Origin of the sequence: Bordetella genomosp. 9 (assembly GCF_002119725.1) — a bacterium.
Lineage (GTDB): Bacteria > Pseudomonadota > Gammaproteobacteria > Burkholderiales > Burkholderiaceae_B > Bordetella_C.
This window is the reverse complement of record NZ_CP021109.1, coordinates 932784-953226: the sequence shown is the minus strand read 5'-3', so window position 1 is coordinate 953226 and position 20443 is coordinate 932784. Positions and strand designations below refer to the sequence as shown.

The 20443-nt window shown below is 67.9% G+C and carries 18 protein-coding genes; 14 read left to right on the top strand and 4 right to left on the bottom strand.

The window, feature by feature from the left end; all coding sequences use genetic code 11:
* Positions 1-17: 17 nt before the first annotated feature.
* Together CAL13_RS04475 and CAL13_RS04470 are read right to left on the bottom strand one after the other, a co-directional pair.
* Positions 18-899, bottom strand: a complete 882-nt coding sequence (locus CAL13_RS04475) for a polysaccharide deacetylase family protein (protein ID WP_086071648.1) — start codon at positions 897-899, stop codon at positions 18-20.
* Complete coding sequence (locus CAL13_RS04470) at positions 883-1947, bottom strand: YVTN family beta-propeller repeat protein (protein WP_086073515.1); 1065 nt, start codon at positions 1945-1947, stop codon at positions 883-885. The genes CAL13_RS04475 and CAL13_RS04470 overlap by 17 nt, the downstream gene beginning before the upstream one ends.
* A 225-nt stretch (positions 1948-2172) precedes the next feature.
* On the opposite strand from CAL13_RS04470, the gene CAL13_RS04465 reads away from it, so the two are divergent.
* From CAL13_RS04465 to pgl, 10 genes are all read left to right on the top strand, one after another.
* Positions 2173-3345 (top strand): methyltransferase, encoded by a 1173-nt coding sequence (locus CAL13_RS04465; protein ID WP_086071647.1) that lies wholly within the window; start codon positions 2173-2175, stop codon positions 3343-3345.
* A gap of 26 nt (positions 3346-3371) precedes the next feature.
* On the top strand, positions 3372-4235 hold the full coding sequence (locus tag CAL13_RS04460) for a 2-keto-4-pentenoate hydratase (protein WP_157664796.1): 864 nt from the start codon (positions 3372-3374) through the stop codon (positions 4233-4235).
* Positions 4236-4351: 116 nt separating this feature from the next.
* On the top strand, positions 4352-4606 hold the full coding sequence (locus CAL13_RS04455) for a hypothetical protein (protein WP_157664795.1): 255 nt from the start codon (positions 4352-4354) through the stop codon (positions 4604-4606).
* Positions 4607-4756: 150 nt separating this feature from the next.
* Positions 4757-5479 (top strand): ROK family protein, encoded by a 723-nt coding sequence (locus CAL13_RS04450; protein ID WP_086071644.1) that lies wholly within the window; start codon positions 4757-4759, stop codon positions 5477-5479.
* Positions 5480-5585: 106 nt separating this feature from the next.
* Positions 5586-7685, top strand: coding sequence for a transketolase (gene tkt, locus CAL13_RS04445; protein WP_086071643.1), 2100 nt, complete (start codon positions 5586-5588; stop codon positions 7683-7685).
* A complete protein-coding gene (locus CAL13_RS04440) occupies positions 7682-10522 on the top strand; it encodes a bifunctional transaldolase/phosoglucose isomerase (RefSeq protein ID WP_086071642.1) in 2841 nt (946 codons plus the stop codon). Before tkt ends, CAL13_RS04440 begins: the two co-directional genes overlap by 4 nt.
* 57 nt (positions 10523-10579) lie before the next feature.
* A complete protein-coding gene (gene gnd / locus CAL13_RS04435; protein ID WP_086059240.1) occupies positions 10580-11557 on the top strand; it encodes a phosphogluconate dehydrogenase (NAD(+)-dependent, decarboxylating) in 978 nt (325 codons plus the stop codon).
* On the top strand, positions 11557-13107 hold the full coding sequence (zwf, locus tag CAL13_RS04430) for a glucose-6-phosphate dehydrogenase (protein ID WP_086071641.1): 1551 nt from the start codon (positions 11557-11559) through the stop codon (positions 13105-13107). The genes gnd and zwf overlap by 1 nt, the downstream gene beginning before the upstream one ends.
* Positions 13089-13925, top strand: coding sequence for a Cof-type HAD-IIB family hydrolase (locus tag CAL13_RS04425; protein ID WP_086071640.1), 837 nt, complete (start codon positions 13089-13091; stop codon positions 13923-13925). The genes zwf and CAL13_RS04425 overlap by 19 nt, the downstream gene beginning before the upstream one ends.
* Positions 13922-14656: a 6-phosphogluconolactonase gene (pgl, locus tag CAL13_RS04420; protein ID WP_086071639.1), complete on the top strand. Its 735-nt coding sequence runs from the start codon at positions 13922-13924 to the stop codon at positions 14654-14656. Before CAL13_RS04425 ends, pgl begins: the two co-directional genes overlap by 4 nt.
* Positions 14657-14681: 25 nt before the next feature.
* On the opposite strand, the gene CAL13_RS04415 is transcribed toward pgl, so the two are convergent.
* On the bottom strand, positions 14682-15848 hold the full coding sequence (locus tag CAL13_RS04415) for a mandelate racemase/muconate lactonizing enzyme family protein (protein ID WP_086071638.1): 1167 nt from the start codon (positions 15846-15848) through the stop codon (positions 14682-14684).
* A gap of 138 nt (positions 15849-15986) precedes the next feature.
* Here CAL13_RS04415 and CAL13_RS04410 point away from each other — a divergent pair, with 138 nt between their 5' ends.
* A complete protein-coding gene (locus CAL13_RS04410; protein WP_086056294.1) occupies positions 15987-16928 on the top strand; it encodes a LysR family transcriptional regulator in 942 nt (313 codons plus the stop codon).
* Here the strand turns inward: CAL13_RS04410 and CAL13_RS04405 are convergent.
* A complete protein-coding gene (locus CAL13_RS04405; protein ID WP_232462509.1) occupies positions 16846-17400 on the bottom strand; it encodes a hypothetical protein in 555 nt (184 codons plus the stop codon). The genes CAL13_RS04410 and CAL13_RS04405 overlap by 83 nt on opposite strands.
* A gap of 268 nt (positions 17401-17668) precedes the next feature.
* Here CAL13_RS04405 and CAL13_RS04400 point away from each other — a divergent pair, with 268 nt between their 5' ends.
* From CAL13_RS04400 to CAL13_RS04390, 3 genes are read left to right on the top strand one after another with little or no spacing between them, the layout of a single operon-like run.
* The gene (locus CAL13_RS04400; protein WP_086071637.1) at positions 17669-18565 is read left to right on the top strand and encodes a TauD/TfdA dioxygenase family protein; all 897 of its coding nucleotides are present in this window, start codon (positions 17669-17671) and stop codon (positions 18563-18565) included.
* 2 nt (positions 18566-18567) lie between these two features.
* Positions 18568-19578, top strand: a complete 1011-nt coding sequence (locus CAL13_RS04395; protein WP_086071636.1) for an ABC transporter substrate-binding protein — start codon at positions 18568-18570, stop codon at positions 19576-19578.
* The gene (locus CAL13_RS04390) at positions 19550-20434 is read left to right on the top strand and encodes an ABC transporter ATP-binding protein (protein WP_086071635.1); all 885 of its coding nucleotides are present in this window, start codon (positions 19550-19552) and stop codon (positions 20432-20434) included. Before CAL13_RS04395 ends, CAL13_RS04390 begins: the two co-directional genes overlap by 29 nt.
* Positions 20435-20443: the final 9 nt, after the last annotated feature.

Below are 20443 nucleotides of genomic sequence, written 5' to 3'. Positions count from 1 at the left end.
CTGACGATGAAACGAGATCACCGGACAGGCGGCGATTCCGTGCCGGCCTGTGGCCGGTGCGCCGCCACCCATCCGCGATACGCCGGGTGCCGGTCCAGGGTTTCGAAACAGAAGCCGCGGGCCTGCAGCCCGGTGATCAGGGGTTCGAGAACGGCGGGGGCCCAGGGGTCCTGCCGCGACCAGATGCCCAGATGCGCCATGAGGATGTCGCCGGGCCGGATGGAAGCAAGCGCTCGCGACAGCAGCCGGCTGTTGGAATACTTGTCGCTGGGCAGCTCGTCGCCCAGGAAACCGGCGGGCGACCATCCCACGTGGCGATACCCGCACGCCTCCGCGGCCTTGAGCAGCGCGGGTGAGGTTTTTCCGCCGGGCGCCCGGAACAGCGGCAGCATGTCATGGCCCGTCATCTCGCGAAAACGCGCCGCCGACTTCCGCAATGCGTCGCAATACTGCTGCGCGGTGAAGATCTCGCGCTTGCCCGCATTGGGCCCGGCGCTCGGGCGCATCAGGAACCTGCCGTCGGGCAGATCCTTTTGCCAATAGACGTGATCGTAGGTGTGGCTGCCGAAGACGTCGCCGTCAGCCACGCGGGCGCGCCACCAGGGCGCCCAGTGATCGTCCAGCGAGCTGCCATCGGTCTGGGTGCGCTCGTTGGCCAGGAAGAAGGTGACCTTGACGTGATGCCGCGCCAGTACGTCGGCGACCAATGGCGCCACGCCCATGTGGCCGGTGTCGAAGGTCAGGTAGAGGGGTTTGGCGCAGGAGGCCGGCGCCGCCGCCCCGGTTGCGGTGACGAGCGCCAGCACGGCGCCGAACGTGCCGCGCGCCGCCGCGCCGGCCGTTGCCCGCAGGCCGCGGCGACGGGCGGGGCGGGCCGCGGCGCTATCGCATCGAGACATGGTCCAGGGTCCAGACGCCGTGCGGCGAGCGGCCCACGCTCACCTGTCGCACGACTTCCTTCTTGTCGATATCGATGACGGAAAGCTTGCGCGCCCAGCGCGACGTGACGAGCAGCGTCTTGCCGTCCGCCATCAGGTCCATGCAGTCCGGACCGCCGGGCGCCGGATATTCGGCCACCACCTTCAGCGCTTTGAAGTCGATGCGGCTGATGGTATTGGCGGCGCGGTTGCTGACGAAGATGTGCTGGCCGTCGCCCTGCGAACGGAAGGCGTGCGCGCCCTTGTTGGTTTTCAGGCGCGTGATGAGCTTGGGCGTGGCGCCGCTGATGTCGTAAGCCTCGACGTACTCGTCGCCCGTCAGCGCCACCAGCATCACCTTGTCGCCGGGCACGATATAGACGTCGGCGGGGGTCTTGCCGACCGGCAGCTTCCAGCGCACGTTCTGCGTGGCCAGGTCGATGGCGATCACTTCGTCGCTATCCTGCAGCGAGACGTAGGCCGTCGTGCTCTTGCTGTCGATGCCGATATGGCTGGGCGTCTTGCCCGCCGGCACCCGCTTGAGCAGCTTCAGATCGAAGCCTTCCGCGCGCGGCACGTACTGATAGATGTCGATGTGATCGAGCCGGTTCGCCGCGGTGACGAAATACTTCATGTCCGGCGAAAAGCGCAGCTGATAGGGGTCCACGATACCGCTCAGCGTGCGTTGCACCTGTCCGGTGCGCGGGTCCACCAGCGTCAGCGAATCGCCGACCGAATTGGCGACGATCAGGGATTTCTGGTCGGGCGAAAAATAGAGGTGGTGCGGCTCCTTGCCCGTGGGGATGCGGCGCAGCTCCTTGTAGGTGGCGGGGTCGATGACGCTGATGGAGGCGTCCAGGGAATTCAGTACGAAAATCGGGCCGCTGTGCTTGGACACGGCCGTCTGGCCTTCGGCATGGGCGGACGAGAGAAACGCGAGGCAGGCGGCGATCAAGGCGCCGGCGGCGAAAGGCTTGAGCTTCAAGTGGGATCTCTCAGTATCGGAAAAAAGCGCCCTGAATTTTGACATACGGACCGTGATGGCGCGCGCCGTCGGGCGCCGGAAACCGCCGCGCGCGGCGGATATCGGAACCGTCCGGGCGGCGCCTCGCCGGCGCGTTGCGCCGCGGCAACACGCCGGGCGCCGGACTTGGAGCGGCGCGCCCGGGGAAAGTTCGATCCCCGCCCGTAAAATCGTCGCCATCGCGGCACCGCCCGCCCCGCCATCGCCTTCGGGTTTTCAACGCCTTCCTCGATGTCCTCATCCATTCCGCCTGCCCCTCCCCAGGACGCGTTAGCGCCGCCCGAGCTCGTCTGGACGGAAAACGGCGCGCCGCAACGCGCGCGCTGGCGTTCGGAAAGCGGCGCGGCGCCGCCCAGGCGCGTCGTCGTCGCCGACGACGCGATGACGGCGGACGCGGCCTACCGGTTGGCCTGCGAAGGCACGGCGCTGCTATGGCGCGGCGATTATCACAATGCGCGGCAGCTGCTGCAGGCCATGGCCCGGCGCATCGACCGGCGCGCGGCCGACTCCGGCAAAAAGCGTCCCCCCGCGGCCTATCCCGAGGCCTTCCACCTGCATCGCCAGGCGCGGGCGCAGCGGGCGCGCACGCTCGGTATGCTGCTCGTTCCGGTCGGCGTTGGCCACGTGCTGGCCTTGCGGCGGGCGCCCGACGTGGCCCAAGCCTGCCAGGACGTCTACGGAGACGCCGACCGCCCATATGTCGCGTCGCTGCGTGAGCTGCTGGGATTGATCGGTGCCCGCCAATGGCGCGAAAAAGGGGTCCCGGTCGCCGGCGTGGGAACCATCCACCCGCACTACGGCGTGTATTCCCCGGTGCGCGGCGAGTATCTGGACCTGGTCGCGCAGGCGACGCTGCCCGCGCTGGATCTGGCCTTCGACATCGGAACGGGAACGGGCGTGATCGCCGCCTTGCTCGCCCGCCGGGGCGTGCGCCGGGTGATCGCCACGGATCAGGATCCGAGGGCGCTGGCCTGCGCCGCCGAAAACATCGGGCGCCTGGGGTTGACCGGTCATGTGGCCTTGATACGGGCCGACCTGTTCCCGGATGGCCGCGCGCCGCTGATCGTGTGCAACCCGCCCTGGGTGCCGGCCCGGCCCGCGGCGCCCATCGAGTACGCCGTCTACGACCCGGAATCCCGGATGCTGCGGGGCTTTCTGGCCGGGCTGGCGGCGCACCTGACCGATGAAGGCGAGGGATGGCTGATCCTCTCGGATCTTGCCGAGCATCTCGGACTGCGCCGCCGCGACGAATTGCTCGCCTGGATCGCGCAGGCCGGCCTCGAAGTCGCCGGCCGTCTCGACACGCGGCCGGCGCACCGCAAGGCGGCCGACGCGGCCGATCCGCTGCATGCCGCGCGCGTGCGGGAAGTGACGTCTCTCTGGCGATTGCGCCGGCCGGTCTGAACCGGCGCGGCGGCGGCCGGATTAAGATGAGCGCTGACCGTCTGCCGATGACGATGCATGACGGCAAGCCACCACATCGAGAGGGACCCATCGTGACCGACGTTTTTGATCCCGCCCCCGCGGCCGCACTGCTGGCGCAGGCATGGCGGGAAGGACGACAGCTGCAAGCCCTTCCCCCGGACGTCCGTCCGGCCGACCTGCGGCAGGGCTACGCCGTGCAGGACGCATTCATCAAGGCCCGCATCGCGGACACCGGCGACCGCGAGGCCGGCTGGAAACTGGGCGTGGGCAGCGCCGCGGCCATGCGCGCGGGCGGCCTGGACCGCCCGCTGATCGGGCGGGTGCTGGACAGGCACCGGTACCCCGCCGGCGCCACGGTGCCCATCGCCTGCAGGACGCCCGTCACGGTGGAGTTCGAAGTTGCCTTCGTGCTGGGACGCGATATCGCGCCGGGCGCGGCGCCGGCCGATCCCATGCGCGCGGTGGCTTCCACGCACATCGCCTTCGAGCTGGTGCTGTCGCGCTTCATCGACCGGCGCGCCGTGGGCTGGCCCAGTTTCGTCGGCGACAACGTGGGGTTCGAGGCGTCCATCCTGGGGCCGCAAATCGATGCGGCCGACATCGCGCGCGGCGTGGCGACAGTCGCCGTGTACGCCGACGGCACGCACATGGGCGGCGGCCTGAGCGGCGACCAGGGCGTGGACCCCATGCAGGCGCTGCGCTTTCTGTTCGACCATGCCTGCGATTACGGCATCACGCTGCGCGCTGGCGACGTCGTAACCGCCGGCGCGGTGGCGCGCGCCTTCGACATCGCACCCGGCAAGACGGACCTGAGCGCCGACTTCCTGGGCAAGACGCTGAACGTGCAGGTGGCAACCGCCGGAGCTTGACCCCGGCGCATCCTCAGCGGCGCAAGGCCTGCCGCGCGGGTTCGCCCCATTGCCTGGCCCGCTGCGATCGGCGCGCCGGGTTTGGCAGGCCGCCGCGCGGCCGCCCGCATGGCGGCTTGCGCGGCGCGCCGCAGTCAGCCCTTCCGATCCGGCACCGCGTCCAGCGCCGCCGATATCCAGCCCTTCAAACGCAACAGATCCGCGGCAAGCGCACGCGCGACGACCGATGGCGCGTCCGGCGTCGCCTGCTGGACGGCTATCGCGGCAGCGCGCGAGCCGACGTTGCGGCCCTGGAAGACGCCATCCTGCGCTTTGCCGCGATGGCGCAGTCGCTGGGCGACCGTCTGGTGGAAGCGCGCTCTTCGTCCTGACCGAGGGCAGCGGGGTGCGCGCCGCCGACGGCCTCGCGATTTTGAAATAAGCGCGCACCCGGCCGATACCATCCTTCAAGGTCTTGGTGTACCTTACTGCGGAGCTGCGGGATTCCCCCGCGGCGCCCCGGCATAAGGAGCACGCGACGCATGAAGCCCGGCATACTGGCCATCGACATCGGAGGCACCGGCCTGAAGGCCACCGTCGTCAACGAAAAGGGTCAGATGCTCGCTGAACGGATGCGCGTTCCAACGCCGCACCCCTGCCCGCCCGAGGCGCTGCTGGAAAACGTCCAGCGCATGGTCGCCGCCCTGCCGGCCTTCGACCGCATTTCCGTGGGGTTTCCGGGAGTCGTCCGCGACGGCCGCGTGCTGACGGCGCCCAATCTGGATACCCGCCTGTGGGCGGGCTTCCCGCTCGAGCAGGCGATTTCCCGCGCCTTCGGCGGCAAGCCCACGCAGATGCTCAACGATGCGGATATGCAGGGCCTGGCCCTGGTCAGCGGCCGCGGGCTGGAATTCGTGATGACGCTGGGCACAGGCGTGGGCACCGCGCTGTTCCGCGACGGCGAGCTCATGCCCCATATGGAGCTGGCGCACCACCCCATACACAAGGACAAGACCTACGACGAATATCTGGGGGAAGCGGCGCGCAAGGCGATCGGCAAAAAACGATGGAACCGACGGGTCCTGCGGGCGCTCGAATTGGTGGATATCCTGTTCATGCCGGATCGCATCTACATCGGCGGCGGCAACGCCGCGCGGCTGGACCTGCCGTCGGACCGCCACATCGCCGTGGGTTCCAATGACGCCGGCCTGGAAGGCGGCGCGGCGTTGTGGCGCAAGAACGGCCGGATCGTTGCGGTGCCGTAGCGGGAGCAGGCGTCCGGCGCGGATGCACGGCGCGCCGCCCGCAGTCCCCGGGCATGGCGTTTGCGGTGTGCGCCAGTTTATCCGCGTTAAGCCAGAGAGAGGCCTCATGAACACTTCCCCGTCTTCCGCTGCCGCGAACAACGACGAACGCCTGGACCTGCTGTGCATCGACACGCTGCGCACGCTCGCGATGGACGCGGTGCAGAAAGCCAATGCCGGGCACCCCGGCACCCCCATGGCGCTGGCGCCCGTGGCCTACACGCTGTGGCACGACTTCCTGCGCTACGACCCCGCGCACCCGGACTGGCCCAACCGCGACCGCTTCGTGCTGTCGGCCGGCCATGCGTCCATGCTGCTCTACGGGCTGCTGCACCTGGCCGACGTCGTGGAAATCGATGCCGACGGCCGGCTCACCGGACGCCCGGCCGTCAGCCTGGACGACATCAGGCAATTCCGCCAGCTCGACTCGAAGACGCCGGGCCATCCTGAATACCGCCTGACCACCGGCGTGGAAACGACCACGGGCCCCCTGGGCCAGGGCTGCGGCAACAGCGTGGGCATGGCCATCGCGCAGCGCTATCTGGCGCAGCGCTTCAACCGCCCCGGCCTGGACCTGTTCGACTACAACGTCTACGTCATCTGCGGCGACGGCGACATGATGGAAGGCGTGTCCGGCGAAGCCGCGTCCATCGCCGGCCATCTGGGCCTGTCCAACCTCTGCTGGATCTACGACAACAACACCATCAGCATCGAAGGCCATACCGAACTGGCCTTCAGCGAAGACGTGGCGGCGCGCTTCGAGGCGTACGGCTGGAAGACGCTGCACGTGCGCGATGCGAACGACCGGCTCGCGATGGCGGCGGCGCTGCGCGAGTTCCAGGCCACCCAGGACCGCCCCACGCTGATCGTCGTCGATAGCGTCATCGGCTTCGGCGCGCCGCACAAGCACAATACCGCCGCCGCCCACGGCGAGCCGCTGGGCGAAGAGGAAGTGCGCCTGACCAAGCAGGCCTACGGCTGGCCGCAGGATGCCCACTTCCTGGTGCCCGACGAGGTGCGCCACCGCCTGCGCGACGCCATGGCGGCGCGGGGAGCGCCCGCCTATGCGCAGTGGGAAGAGGCGCTGTCGAAGCTGCAGGAAAGCGAGCCCTCGCTGGCCGAGGACCTGCGCCGCATGCGGCAAGGCCAGATGCCGGCCGGCTGGGATGCCGATGCGCCGGTCTTCGACGCCGAGGCCAAGGGCATGGCCACCCGCGAATCCGGCGGCAAGGCGCTGAATGCCTTTGCCAGGCGCATTCCCTGGCTGCTCGGCGGCGCGGCCGACCTGGCGCCGTCCACCAAGACCTTGCTGACCTTCGATGGCGCCGGCAGCTTCCAGCGCGGCAGCTACGGCGGCCGCAATATGCATTTCGGCGTTCGCGAACATGCCATGGGGGCCATCGCCAACGGCATGGCGCTGTCGCATTTGCGACCCTACACCGCGACCTTCCTGATCTTCAGCGACTACATGAAGCCGGCCATCCGGCTTTCCGCGATCATGGAATTGCCGGTGATCTACGTATTCACGCACGACTCCATCGGCGTGGGCGAAGATGGCCCGACCCACCAGCCGGTGGAACAACTGGCGCAATTGCGGGGCACTCCCGGCCTGCGCGTGCTGCGCCCTTGCGACGCCAACGAAACGGTGGAAGCGTGGAAGGTCGCGCTGGCGCAGACCAACCGGCCGACCGCGCTGATCCTGACGCGTCAGCCGCTGCCCACGCTGGACCGCACGCGCTACGCCAGCGCCGCCGGGCTGACGCGCGGCGCCTACGTGCTGGCCGACTGCGCGCCGCAACGGCCGGCGGTCATCCTGATCGGCACCGGCAGCGAAGTACCGCTGTGCCTGCAAGCCTACGAGCAGCTGCGCGCCGAAGGCATCGCGGCCCGCGTGGTGTCCATGCCCAGCTGGGATCTGTTCGAGGAACAGGACCAGGCCTATCGCGACAGCGTGCTGCCGCCCGACGTGGGCGGGCGCGTCGCCGTGGAGCAGGCCGGGCGGCTGGGTTGGGACCGCTACGTCGGCGCCACCGGCGCCATGGTTGTCATGCATTCCTTCGGCGCCTCGGCGCCCATCGCCAAGCTGCAGGCGAAATTCGGATTCACGGTAGACAATGTGGTTCGCGCCGCGCGCGAGCAGGCCCAAAACAAAAGGAGCACACAATGACAGCAACAGCAAATCCATTGACGCGGCTGGCCGAAGCCGGACAGGCCATATGGCTGGACTTCCTCAGCCGCGAGTTCCTGGGACAGGGCGGCCTGGACAAACTGGTGCGCGAAGACAGCCTGACCGGCGTCACGTCCAACCCGTCGATCTTCGAAAAAGCGATGGGCCACGGCACCGCCTACGATGAACAGCTGCATGCCATCCTGTACCAGGCCGACGCCGAGCCGGGCGATGTCTACGAACAGCTCGCCGTGCGGGATATCCAGCAGGCCGCCGACGCGCTGCGGCCGGTCTACGACCGGCTCAACGGCAAGGATGGCTACGTCAGCCTGGAGGTTTCGCCTTATCTGGCTTACGACACCGAAGGCACCCTTGCCGAAGCGCGCCGGCTCTGGCAGGCGGTGGGCCGGCCCAATCTGATGATCAAGGTCCCCGGCACCCCGGCCGGCGTGCCCGCCATCCGTCAGCTGATCGCCGAGGGCATCAACGTCAACGTCACGCTGCTGTTCTCCCGGCAGGCGTATCGCGCCGTGGCGCAGGCCTATATCGAAGGGCTGGAAGCGCGAGCCAGGGAGGGCAAGCCGATCGACCGCATCGCCAGCGTGGCGAGCTTCTTCGTCAGCCGCATAGACACGCGCATCGACAAGAAGATCGACGAAGCGCTGAAACAGCCGGGGGCGGATACCGCCACGCTCAACGGCTTGAAAGGCAGGATCGCCATCGCCAACGCCAAACTGGCCTACCAGGATTACCTGGAGATGATCGGCGAGGACCGCTGGAAGGCGCTGGCCCAGCGCGGCGCTCAGCCGCAGCGCCTGCTGTGGGCGTCCACGGGCACCAAGAACCCTGCCTATCCGGCGACGCTGTATGTTGACCAGTTGATCGGCCCCGACACGGTCAACACCATGCCGACGGCCACCATGGACGCCTTCCGCGACAGCGGCACGGTGGCGCCCACTCTGACGCAGGACGTGGAAGACGCGCGGCGCGCCCTGGCGGACGCGGAACGCCTGAACCTGGACCTGGACGGCATCACGCGCGAACTGGTGCACGATGGCACGCGGCAATTCTGCGACGCCTTCGACGCCCTGCTGGCGGCGGTGGCGGCCAAGCGCCTGGCGTATCTGGGCGAGCAGATCAACGGCGTGTCGTACGACCTGCCCAAGCCCCTGTCCGAGGCGGTGGAGCAGTGCCTGGACCGCGCCCGCGCCGACGGCTGGACCCGCCGGCTGTGGCGCGGCGACGCCGCCATGTGGACCGGGCAGCAGGAAGACCGCTGGGTGGGTTGGCTCCCGGCCGGCCAGGGCCGCCAGATCGACGCCAACGCCATTGCCGCGCTGGCGCGCGACCTGCAGGCGGAACGCTATACGCACGCGGTGCTGCTGGGCATGGGCGGGTCCAGCCTGGGTCCCGAAGTGCTGGCGCAAACCCTGGGCGAAAGCGGCCAAGGGCTGGCGCTGCACGCGCTGGACTCCACCAACCCGGATGAGATCTGCGCCGTCGAGCGCGGCATCGACATCGCCCGCACGCTTTTCATCGTTTCGAGCAAGTCGGGATCGACGCTGGAGCCGGAAATCCTGAACGCGCATTTCCATGCCGCGGCGGTGGCCGCGCTGGGCGCCGAAGCCGCGGGCAGGCATTTCATCGCCATCACGGATCCGGGTTCCAAGCTGGAAGCCGCGGCGCGCGAGGCGGGCTATCGCGCCATCTTCCACGGTGACCCGACCATCGGCGGCCGCTATTCCGTCCTGTCGGTGTTCGGCATGGTGCCGCTGGGCGTGATGGGGCACAACGTCGCCCACTTCATGAAAACGACGCAGCCCATGGTGCGCGCCTGCGGTCCCACCTCGCCGCCCACGGTGAACCCGGGGTTCCGCCTGGGCGCCATCCTGGGTGAAGCCGCCAGGGCCGGTCGCGACAAGGTCACGATTTTCGCGTCGCCGAAGGTTGCCACGATCGGCTCCTGGCTGGAACAGCTGCTGGCCGAATCCACCGGCAAGCATGGCAAGGGCATCGTGCCGGTGGACCTGGAGCCCATCGGCTCTCCGGACGTCTATGGCCAGGACCGCGTCTTCGCCTATCTGCGCTGCGCCGAAGACGACAATGCCCAGCTCGACGCCAAGGTACAGGCCCTGGCCGCGGCGGGGCATCCCGTCATCCGCATCACCCTCCCCCGCGCGGCGGCGATCGGCCAGGAATTCTTCCGTTGGGAAGTCGCCACGGCGGTGGCCGGCGCCGTCATCGGCATTGATCCCTTCGACCAGCCCGACGTGGAAGCGAGCAAGGTCAAAACGCGCGCCCTGACCGACGCCTACGAGCGGACCGGCGAACTGGCGCCCGAAACGCCGATCGCCCAGGACGGCGACCTGGTGTTCTACGGCGATCGCGCGCTGGCGGCCGACGGCACCGTCGAAGGCGTGCTGAGGGCTCACCTGGGCCGGCTGCAGGCGGGCGACTATGCCGCCGTGCTTGCGTATATCGCGCGCAACGCCGCGCACGAACGGCAGATCGCCGCGCTGCGCGCTACCGTGCGCGACCGCCGCAAAGTGGCCACGGTGGGCGGCTTCGGTCCGCGCTTCCTGCATTCGACCGGCCAGGCATACAAGGGCGGCCCGAACAGCGGCGTGTTCCTGCAGATCACCGCCGACCCGGCCCGCGACCTGCCCGTGCCCGGCCGCAAGATCAGCTTCGGCACCGTGCAAGCCGCGCAGGCCATCGGCGACCTGCAAGTGCTGGCCGAACGCGGGCGCCGCTATCTGCGCGTACACATCCGCGGGGGCGACGTGGAAAGCGGCCTGGCCCGCCTCGTCAAGGCAGCCCGGCAAGTGTTGAACTGATTCGATCCCGGGGCGATGCGCGGCGCCGCCGCCCGCCCCGCCACCACGGAGAACCGTATGCAACTCGGATTGATTGGACTCGGGCGCATGGGCGCCAACATCGCGCGCCGCCTCATGCGGGGCAAGCACGAGGTGGTCGTGTACAACCGCAGCCTGGACAAGGTGAAGGAACTGCAGGCCGAGGGCGCGACGGGCGTGGACAACGTGGAAGCGCTGATCGCCAAACTCGCCAAGCCGCGCGCCGTGTGGGTGATGCTGCCGGCGGGCAACGTCACCGAGCACATGATCGAGACCCTGTCCAATCTGCTTGAGCCCGGCGACATCGTCATCGACGGCGGCAACACCATGTACAAGGACGACATCCGCCGCGCCAAGGCGCTGGCGGCGCGCAAGATCGAGTACGTGGACGTCGGCACCTCCGGCGGCATCTGGGGCCTGGAACGCGGCTACTGCATGATGATCGGCGGTGAGGACCGCGTGGTGCGCCACCTCGACCCCATCTTCTCCTGCCTGGCGCCCGGCCTGGGCGACATTCCCCGCACGCCGGGGCGCGAAGGCCGCGACGACCGCGCCGAACGGGGCTATATCCATGCCGGGCCGGCGGGCGCCGGCCACTTCGTCAAGATGGTCCACAACGGCGTCGAGTACGGCATCATGCAGGCCTACGCCGAAGGCTTCGACATCCTGAAGACCAAGGGATCGGACCAGGTGCCGGAAGACCAGCGGCTGAACATCGATGTGGCCGACGTGGCGGAAGTGTGGCGGCGCGGCAGCGTGGTGTCGTCCTGGCTGCTGGACCTGACGGCCATCGCGCTGGCGAAGGATCCGAAGCTCAGCAGCTTTTCCGGTGAAGTGGCCGACAGCGGCGAAGGCCGCTGGACCATCGACGCGGCGGTCGAACAGGCCGTGCCCGCGCCGGTGCTGGCCAGCGCCCTGTTCGCGCGCTTCCGCTCGCGCCAGGACGCCACCTTCGGCGACAAACTGCTTTCGGCCATGCGCTTCGGTTTCGGGGGGCATGTCGAGGAGAAGAAGTAATGGCCGTCGATACCCAAACCCCGCGGCCCTCCCGCGATCAGGTGGCGCCGCCGGTAAACCTGTTCCTGTTCGGCGCTCATGGCGATCTGGTCAAGCGCCTGCTGGTGCCGTCGCTGTACAACCTGACGCGCGACGGCCTGGTGGACGACGCGCTGCGCATCATCGGCGTGGACCACAACCAGGTCAGCGACGAAGCCTATCGTGAAAAGCTGGCGGACTTCATGCGCCAGCATGCCGCCAAGGGCGGCAAGCCCGGCTCGCAGGACGGGGGCGAAGGGGCGGCCGGTTTGGACGAGACCTTGTGGCGCGGACTGGCCCAGCGCATCTCGTACCTGGAAGGCGATTTCTTGGATGACAGCACCTACCAGGCGATCGCCCAGCGCATCGCTTCGTCGGGCACGCGCAACGCGATCTTCTACCTGGCGACCGCGCCGCGCTTTTTCTGCGAGGTCATCCAGCGCCTGGCGCATGCCGGCCTGCTGGAAGAAACCGACGGCCAGTTTCGCCGCGTGGTGGTGGAAAAGCCTTTCGGCTCCGACCTGAAGACGGCTCAGGAACTGAACGCCGGCATTCTCGGCGTCATGGACGAGCGCCAGGTCTACCGGATCGATCATTACCTGGGCAAGGAAACGGTGCAGAACATTTTGGTCAGCCGGTTCGCCAACGGGCTGTTCGAGGCGTTCTGGAACAACCACTACGTCGATCACGTGCAGATCACGGCGGCGGAAACGGTGGGCGTGGAGCAACGCGGCAACTTCTACGAACGCACAGGGGCGCTGCGCGACATGGTGCCCAATCACCTTTTCCAGCTGCTCGCCATGACGGCCATGGAGCCGCCCGCCGCCTTCGGGGCAGACGCCGTGCGCACCGAAAAAGCCAAGGTCATTGCCGCCATCCGGCCGCAGTCGCCGGAAGAGGCGCGGCGCAACTCCGTGCGGGGCCAGTACACCGCCGGTGAAATCAACGGCGCGCGCGTGGCCGGCTACCGCGAGGAGCCGCGCGTGGCGCCGGACAGTTGCACCGAAACCTACGTGGCGCTGAAGCTGTGGGTGGACAACTGGCGCTGGGCCGGCGTGCCGTTCTATCTGCGCACGGGCAAGCGCCTGAGCGTGCGCGACACCGAGATCGCCATCTGCTTCAAGCCCGCGCCGATGTCGCCCTTCCGCGACACGCACGTGCACCGCATGCGCCCGAACTACCTGATCATCCAGATCCAGCCTGACGAAGGAATGTGGTTCGACTTCCAGGCCAAGCGGCCGGGGACCACGCTGGAGATCGACAATATCCGCATGGGCTTCGCCTATTCCGACTTCTTCGCGATGCAGCCGTCGACGGGGTACGAAACGCTGCTGTACGACTGCATGATCGGCGACCAGACGCTGTTCCAGCGGGCCGACAACATCGAAAACGGCTGGCGAGCGGTGCAGCCCTTCCTGGATGCATGGGAAGGCTGCAAGGACGTGCAGTACTACCCCGCCGGCAGCGATGGGCCCGAAGCGGCCGACGAACTGCTGCGGCGGGACGGTCGCGCATGGCACAGCCTGAAGTAGCGCCGGCGCCGCCGCGCATCCGCCTGCTGGTTTCGGATGTGGATGGCACGCTGGTGCGCCCGGACAAGACCATCGGTTCGCGCACGTTTGCGGCGGTGCGCGCCCTGCGCGACGCCGGCGTGGCCTTCACGCTGGTCAGCAGCCGGCCGCCGCGCGGCATGGCGCCCCTGGTCCGGCAACTGGAAATCGATGCCCCCACCGCGGCATTCAATGGCGGGGCCATCGTCGATCCGTCGGGGCGGACGATGGAATCGCACCCCCTCACCCCCGCGAATGCGCGCACGGCGCTGACCCTGTTCGAAAGCCGCCCGGTGGAAACCTGGGTCTTCGCCGACGACCGATGGCTGCTGCGCGATCCGGCCGGCCCCTACGTCCCGCTGGAACGGCATACCCTGGGCTTCGACGCCACCGTGGTGGACAGCTTCGAACCCTATTCCGACCGTATCGGCAAGATCGTCGCCGCCAGCGCCGACGCTCAGGAGCTGATGCGTCTGGAAAGCGAAATCAATCCGCTGATCGCGCCGGATGCCTATGCCGTGCGGTCGCAGGCCTATTACCTGGACGTCACCCACGCGCGCGCCAACAAGGGCGAGGCCGTGGCGGCGCTGGCCCGCCATCTGGGGGTGCCGCTGGCCCAGACGGCCGTCATCGGCGACGGCGAAAACGACGTGCCGATGTTCGAGCGCGCCGGCTTTTCCATCGCGATGGGCCAGGCCTCGGCGCAGGTTCGCGCGCGCGCCACGGTCACCGCTGCCAGCAATGCGGACGACGGCCTGGCCGACGCCATCTATCGATATGTCCTGCGGGAGGCAGAATGAAAGACGAACATGCCTGCATATTCCAGAACGCCGCCAGCCTGACGGAGCATCTGGCCGACTGGCTCGTCGCGCGCATCGCTGCGAGCGAGGGCCGCTTTTCGATCGCGCTGTCCGGCGGCAGCACGCCCCGGCCGCTGTACGAGCTGCTGGGCGCGCCCGAGCGTGCCGGCCGCATCGACTGGCGGCGCGTGCACCTGTTCTGGGGCGATGAGCGCTTCGTGCCGCACGACGATCCGAAAAGCAATTTCCGCATGGCGCGCCTGGCGCTGATCGACCGGGTGCCCATCCCGCCGGAGAATGTGCATGCTGTGCCGGACGACGGCACGCCGGAGTCGGCCGCGAGCCGCTACGCCGAAGCCCTGCGCGAATACTACGGCGCAGCCAGCCTGGACCCGGCGCGGCCGCTGTTCGATGTCAACCTGCTGGGCATCGGCGACGACGGTCACACCGCCTCGCTCTTTCCCGGCACGCCCCATGTGGACACGACCGATGCATGGACGGTGCCGGTCGTGGGCGTGAAGGATGAAGCCCGCGTCTCGCTCACCCTGCCCGCGCTGGAAAGCGCGCAAACGGTGGTGTTCATGGTTGCGGGCGCTGAAAAACGCGAGGCCGTTGCCCGCGCCCGCGCGCATGATCCGGGCGTTCCCTCCGGCAGGGTGCGGCCGCAGGGGGATCTGTTGTGGTACCTGGACGAAGCGGCCGCGGGAGGCGCCGCGGCCGGAGCCGCTTGAAACGCCCCGCCTCGCCGCCAAGGCATCAGGCGGACAGCTTGCGCATCTCGGCGTACAGATCCGACTTGCCCTCGAAACCGATGCCCGGCAGGTCCGGCATGGTGATGAAGCTGTTTTCGACACGCACGCCATCCGGGAATCCGCCGAACGGCTGGAACAGATCCGGATAGGATTCGTTTCCGCCCAGGCCCAGGCCGGCCGCGATGTTCAATGACATCTGATGGCCGCCGTGCGGGATGCAGCGGCTGGGCGACCAGCCATGGTCTTTGAGCATATCGAGCGTGCGCAGGTATTCAACCAGGCCATAGCTCAGGGCGCAATCGAACTGCAGCCAGTCGCGGTCGGGCCGCATGCCGCCGTAGCGGATCAGATTGCGGGCATCCTGCATGGAGAACAGGTTTTCACCCGTCGCCATGGGCTTGTCGTAGTGCTTGGCGAGTTCGGCCTGCAGCGCGTAGTCCAGCGGATCGCCGGCCTCTTCGTACCAGAACAGGTCGTATTGGGACAAGGCTTTGGCATAAGCGATTGCGGTCTTCAGGTCGAAGCGGCCGTTGGCGTCCACACACAGGCGCTGCCCGTCCTGCAGCACGCTCAACACCGCATCGATGCGCCGCAGATCCTCGTCCAGCGACGCGCCGCCTATCTTCTTCTTGACGACGGTATAGCCGCGGTCGAGATAGCTGCGCATCTCGTCCTTCAGTTTCTCCAGGTCCTGACCGGGGTAGTAGTAACCGCCGGCCGCATACACGAAGACCTTGCGGTTGGGCGCGCCATTGCCGTAACGCTCGGCCAGCAGCTGGAACAGCGGCTTGTTGGCGATTTTGGCCACCGCGTCCCATATCGCCATGTCCAGCGTGCCGATGGCGACGGAGCGCTCGCCGTGGCCGCCGGGCTTTTCGTTGGTGAACATGCAGGCCCAGATCTTGTGCGGGTCCAGGTTCTGGCCGGTTTCGTCAATCAGGGTGTCGGGGTCGGCGGCCAGCACGCGAGGGATGAAGCGTTCGCGCATCAGCATGCCCTGTCCATACCGGCCGTTCGAATTGAAGCCGTACCCGACCACCGGCTTGCCGTCGCGGACCACGTCGGTGATGACGGCGACCAGGCTGAGCGTCATCTTGCTGAAGTCGATATAGGCGTTGCGGATGGGCGAACTGATAGGCAGGGTCTGTTCGCGGATTTCGACGATGCGCATGGCGGTCTCCAATGTGGCGGCCGGCGCATGCCGGCACTGACCGCAGGTTAACGAAACCCGCGCGGCTTTGAATTCACCTGCTGGAAAATTATTATTCACTGCAGGTTAATACTCCGAACGACGTTCAGGCCGCCCCCCATGAAAACCGACACCGCGTCCGAACTGACCTTTTTCGTCTTGGTCGCCAAGCACGGCAGCCTGTCGGCCGCGGCGCGCGAACTCGATATGACGCCGCCCGCCGCGACGAAGCGGCTGGCCCAGCTGGAACAGCGCCTGGGGGTTCGGCTGGTCAATCGCACCACCCGCCGGATCAGCCTGACGAGCGAGGGCGAGACCTACCTGCGCCATGCCGGCCGCATCCTGGAACAGATCCGCGAGATGGAAGACCAGGTCGCCAGCAGCCGGGCGGAGCCGCGCGGCGTGCTGCGGGTCAACGCCACGCTGGGGTTCGGCCGCACCGTCATCGCGCCCCTGGTATCGGAGTACGCGCGGACGCACCCGGACGTCGAAGTGCAGCTGGAAGTCACGGACCGCCCCGTGGACCTGGTGGAACAGGGGTTCGACCTGGCGGTGCGCTTCGGCGCACCGCCAGACAGCCGCCTGAGCGCGCGCCGGCTGATGACCAATCGCCGTTTCCTGTGCGCATCGCCGGCGTATCTGTCGCGCCATGGGGCGCCCCAGCGACCGGCCGATCTGGCCGCGCATCGCTGCATCATCCACCGGCAGAACGACGAGGCCTACGGCGTGTGGCGCTTCACGCGCAACCGCCAGACCGAAGTCGTGAAGGTCGCCGGCGCGCTGGCGAGCAACGACGGCGACATCGTGCTGGGGTGGGCGCTGGACGGCCACGGCATTCTGATCCGCTCGGAATGGGACCTGGCGCGCTACCTGGAGACGGGGCGGCTGCGGCGCCTGCTGCCCGCCTATACGCTTGCGCCGGCGGATCTGTTCGTCTATTACCCGAGCCGCCGCCACCTGTCGGCCAGGGTGCGCACCTTCATCGACTTTCTTGCCCGGCGCTTTGAAGCGAGGGCGCCGCGGCGGGCTGGGGCGGATACGGCAGCGGCCGCGTCACCCTGAATTCCAGCACCCACACCCATGGGTTTGCCGCCCATGCCCGCGACCCGTAGGTTTCGCACCAGGCCAGGGCGAATACCGACTTCATGGGGATGCCTGGCAGGAAGCCCCCGCCCGGACCGTGTCCTTCGGCGCACCCCTCGGCGGCCACGTCCGCATCGCTGATGTCCTGCAGGCGCTGCACGCGCACGCCCACCAGCGTGGCATCGGCGAACGGCGTCCCGGCTTCGTCATAGAGCCGGATGGAAATGCCGGGATCGCCATACGGGCAGCCGACGCGGCGCGCGCGCCGCCGCGATGGCGGCGGAGGCGGCTCTTCCACCGCCACCCATTTCCCTTCGGGGCCGAATTCGCGCAGCCAGTTCACCGTCGTATCGGGCGGTTGCGGCTTCAGGATGCGGCGCGTCTGCACTTTCCTGCCGGCCAGGATATCGTCGATCACATTGCGGTCGAATCGTAGCGGTTGCACTTTCATCGCTGGCACGTGATGAAATACCGGGCGGTTTTCTGCCACGGCGGGCCCACATTATGCGCCCGTATCGGGCGGACCGCGCAACGAGACTTTCCCGGACCTTCCCTGCGCCGCGCCCCGATGCGGCGGGCGTTGACCGGCACGGCCGCATAAGCACATTCCCGGAAGTCTTTAGAACCAAAAGCCGCATACATCGAAGAAATCGGTCGTTCGCGGCAGAGTGCGGCCGAGCTAAGGTGGCGCATCCCAAGCCGATGCGATACCCGTTTCGATGAGCGCCATTCCGAAAACCGCCCCTGCGGACCATGCCCCTGCCTCTCCCATCCAGATCCGCCCCCTGCCCGGTCCGCTGGGCGCCGAGGTGCTGGGCCTGGATCTTTCCCTGCCGCTGTCGGACGCCGACTTCCGGCGCATCCACCGCGCGCATCTGGATCATCACGTCCTGATCTTCCGGGACCAGCGCATCACCCCGCAGCAGCAGGTCGATTTCAGCCGCCGGTTCGGTCCGCTGCAGATTCACGTGTTGCGCAATTTCCAGTTGCCTGGCCATCCCGAGGTCCTGGTCGTCTCCAACATCAAGGAGAACGGCCAGCCGATCGGACTGGGCGATGCCGGCGCGTTCTGGCATTCCGACCTTTCCTACAAGGAAAAGCCCAGCATGGGCTCGCTGCTGCATGCGCAGGAATTGCCCGCCGACGGCGGCGACACGCTGTTTGCCAACCAGCATGCCGCGTACGAGGGGCTGCCCCAGGCGCTGAAGCGCGCCTTGGACGGCAAGCGCGCCGAGCACAGCTATCTGGCGAAGTACGAGGAACTGCGCGCCCGCAGTCCATGGCGGCCGCCACTGACGCAAAAGCAGATCGAGGAAGTGCGCCCCGTCGTGCATCCCGTGGTGCGCACGCACCCCGAGACCGGACGCAAAGCCTTGTTCGTCAACGAGCACTTCACGACCCGGATCCTGGGCATCCCGGAGGACGAAAGCCGCGACCTGCTGGCCGAACTGTTCAAGCTGAGCGTGCAGCCGCAGTACCTGTACACGCACGTCTGGCAACCCGGCGACATGGTGTTCTGGGACAACCGCTCCGTCATGCACCTGGCGGGCGGCACCCCCGACCACCTGCGCCGCAAGCTCTACCGGACCACCATCGAAGGCGACATTCCGTTCTGATCATGCGACGACTGAAAAAGAAAATCATCGCGGCGGTTCTCGGGCTGGGGCTGGCGGCGTCCGCGGGCGCGGCCCATGCGGAAGGAAAGATCCGCATCGCGCAGCAATTCGGCATCGTGTACCTGCTGCTCGACGTGGTGCAGGACCGGAAGCTGATCGAAAAGCACGGAAAGGCCGCCGGCGTGGACATCGATGTCGAGTTCGTCCAGCTCTCCGGCGGGTCCGCCGTGAACGACGCCCTGCTGTCCGGCAGCATCGATATCGCGGGCGCCGGCGTGGGGCCGCTCTTCACCATCTGGGACCGCACGCGCGGACGGCAGAACGTCAAGGGCGTGGCCTCGCTGGGCAATTTCCCCTATTACCTGGTGTCGAACAATCCGGCCGTCAAAACGATCGCCGATTTCACCGACAAGGACCGCATTGCGGTGCCAGCCGTCACTGTGTCGGTGCAGTCCCGCATTCTGCAATGGGCGGCCGCCAAGCAGTGGGGCGACGAGGCCTACAACAGGCTGGATGCCTTGACGGTCGCCGTGCCGCACCCGGACGCCGCCGCCGCGATCATCAAGGGGCAAAACCAGATCAACGCGCATTTCGGCAACCCGCCCTTCCAACAGCAGGAACTGGCCGGCAACCCCGCCGCGCATATCGTGCTGAACTCCTATGACGTACAGGGCGGCCCGTCATCGTCCACCGTCCTGTACGCCACCGAGAAATTCCGCGATGGCAGCCCGAAAACCTACAAGGCCTTCATCGACGCCCTCGATGAAGCGGCCAAATTCATCAAGGCCCATCCCGAGGAAGCGGCGGACACCTATCTGCGCGTGCAGAAATCCCGTATCGACCGGGACCTTGTGATCGGGATCATCAAGGATCCCGAAGTGTCCATCCAGGTGGAGCCGCGCAATACCCTGGGGCTGGGCCAATTCATGCACCGCATCGGCGCGATCAAGACCCGGCCGGGCGCTCTCAAGGACTATTTCTTCGATGACCCGCGAGTTTCCGGCGGCAGCTGACCGGCACGCTGCGATCGCGCAGGGGCCAGCCCGGCCGCGGGACGGCGTACGCCCCGCCCCGCTGCTGGAAGTTGATCGCGTCAGCCTCGAATACCGCACATCCGACCGCGTGGTCCGCGCGACCCACGACGTCAGCTTCGACGTCCACGAGGGCGATTGCTTCGTACTGCTCGGCCCGTCCGGATGCGGAAAATCCACCCTGCTCAAGGCGGCCGCCGGCTTCATCAGGCCCGTCAGCGGAGAAATGCGCCTGCGCGGCCGGATCATCACCGGCCCCGCGCCGGATCGGATCGTCGTGTTCCAGGAATTCGACCAGCTTCCGCCCTGGAAAACCGTGCTGCAGAACGTCATGTTCCCCTTGCTGGCATCGCGGAAGGCCGCCAGAAGCGCGGCGCGCGAGCGCGCGATGCACTACCTGGAAAAGGTCGGGCTCGGGCGCTTCGCCCACGCCTACCCCCACGAGCTGTCCGGCGGCATGAAGCAGCGCGTGGCCATCGCGCGCGCGCTCGCCATGCAGCCGGCCGTGCTGCTGATGGACGAGCCGTTCGCCGCCCTGGACGCGCTGACCCGGCGCCGCATGCAGGAAGAACTGCTCGCCCTCTGGAAGGAACTGGGGGTGACGGTGCTGTTCGTCACGCATTCCATCGAGGAAGCGCTGGTCGTGGGCAGCCGCATCGCCCTGCTCACGCCGCATCCGGGCCGCGTCCGGGCCGAGATCAACAGCCACGAATGGGATCTGCACAGCACCGGGGGCGAGGCCTTCCAGGCCGCCGCCCGCCGCATCCACCGCCTGCTGTTCGACGGAACGCGCGGCGAGGCAAAGCCGGATGCCGTGGCTGCCCGCAGGGCGGCTTAAGGAAAGACG

Coding starts and splice junctions, on each gene's coding strand:
- CAL13_RS04475 (WP_086071648.1), bottom strand. CDS start 899: ATGTCTCGATGCGATAGCGCCGCGGCCCGCCCCGCCCGTCGCCGCGGC.
- CAL13_RS04470 (WP_086073515.1), bottom strand. CDS start 1,947: ATGTCAAAATTCAGGGCGCTTTTTTCCGATACTGAGAGATCCCACTTG.
- CAL13_RS04465 (WP_086071647.1), top strand. CDS start 2,173: ATGTCCTCATCCATTCCGCCTGCCCCTCCCCAGGACGCGTTAGCGCCG.
- CAL13_RS04460 (WP_157664796.1), top strand. CDS start 3,372: ATGAGCGCTGACCGTCTGCCGATGACGATGCATGACGGCAAGCCACCA.
- CAL13_RS04450 (WP_086071644.1), top strand. CDS start 4,757: ATGAAGCCCGGCATACTGGCCATCGACATCGGAGGCACCGGCCTGAAG.
- tkt (WP_086071643.1), top strand. CDS start 5,586: ATGAACACTTCCCCGTCTTCCGCTGCCGCGAACAACGACGAACGCCTG.
- CAL13_RS04440 (WP_086071642.1), top strand. CDS start 7,682: ATGACAGCAACAGCAAATCCATTGACGCGGCTGGCCGAAGCCGGACAG.
- gnd (WP_086059240.1), top strand. CDS start 10,580: ATGCAACTCGGATTGATTGGACTCGGGCGCATGGGCGCCAACATCGCG.
- zwf (WP_086071641.1), top strand. CDS start 11,557: ATGGCCGTCGATACCCAAACCCCGCGGCCCTCCCGCGATCAGGTGGCG.
- CAL13_RS04425 (WP_086071640.1), top strand. CDS start 13,089: ATGGCACAGCCTGAAGTAGCGCCGGCGCCGCCGCGCATCCGCCTGCTG.
- pgl (WP_086071639.1), top strand. CDS start 13,922: ATGAAAGACGAACATGCCTGCATATTCCAGAACGCCGCCAGCCTGACG.
- CAL13_RS04415 (WP_086071638.1), bottom strand. CDS start 15,848: ATGCGCATCGTCGAAATCCGCGAACAGACCCTGCCTATCAGTTCGCCC.
- CAL13_RS04410 (WP_086056294.1), top strand. CDS start 15,987: ATGAAAACCGACACCGCGTCCGAACTGACCTTTTTCGTCTTGGTCGCC.
- CAL13_RS04405 (WP_232462509.1), bottom strand. CDS start 17,400: ATGAAAGTGCAACCGCTACGATTCGACCGCAATGTGATCGACGATATC.
- CAL13_RS04400 (WP_086071637.1), top strand. CDS start 17,669: ATGAGCGCCATTCCGAAAACCGCCCCTGCGGACCATGCCCCTGCCTCT.
- CAL13_RS04395 (WP_086071636.1), top strand. CDS start 18,568: ATGCGACGACTGAAAAAGAAAATCATCGCGGCGGTTCTCGGGCTGGGG.
- CAL13_RS04390 (WP_086071635.1), top strand. CDS start 19,550: ATGACCCGCGAGTTTCCGGCGGCAGCTGACCGGCACGCTGCGATCGCG.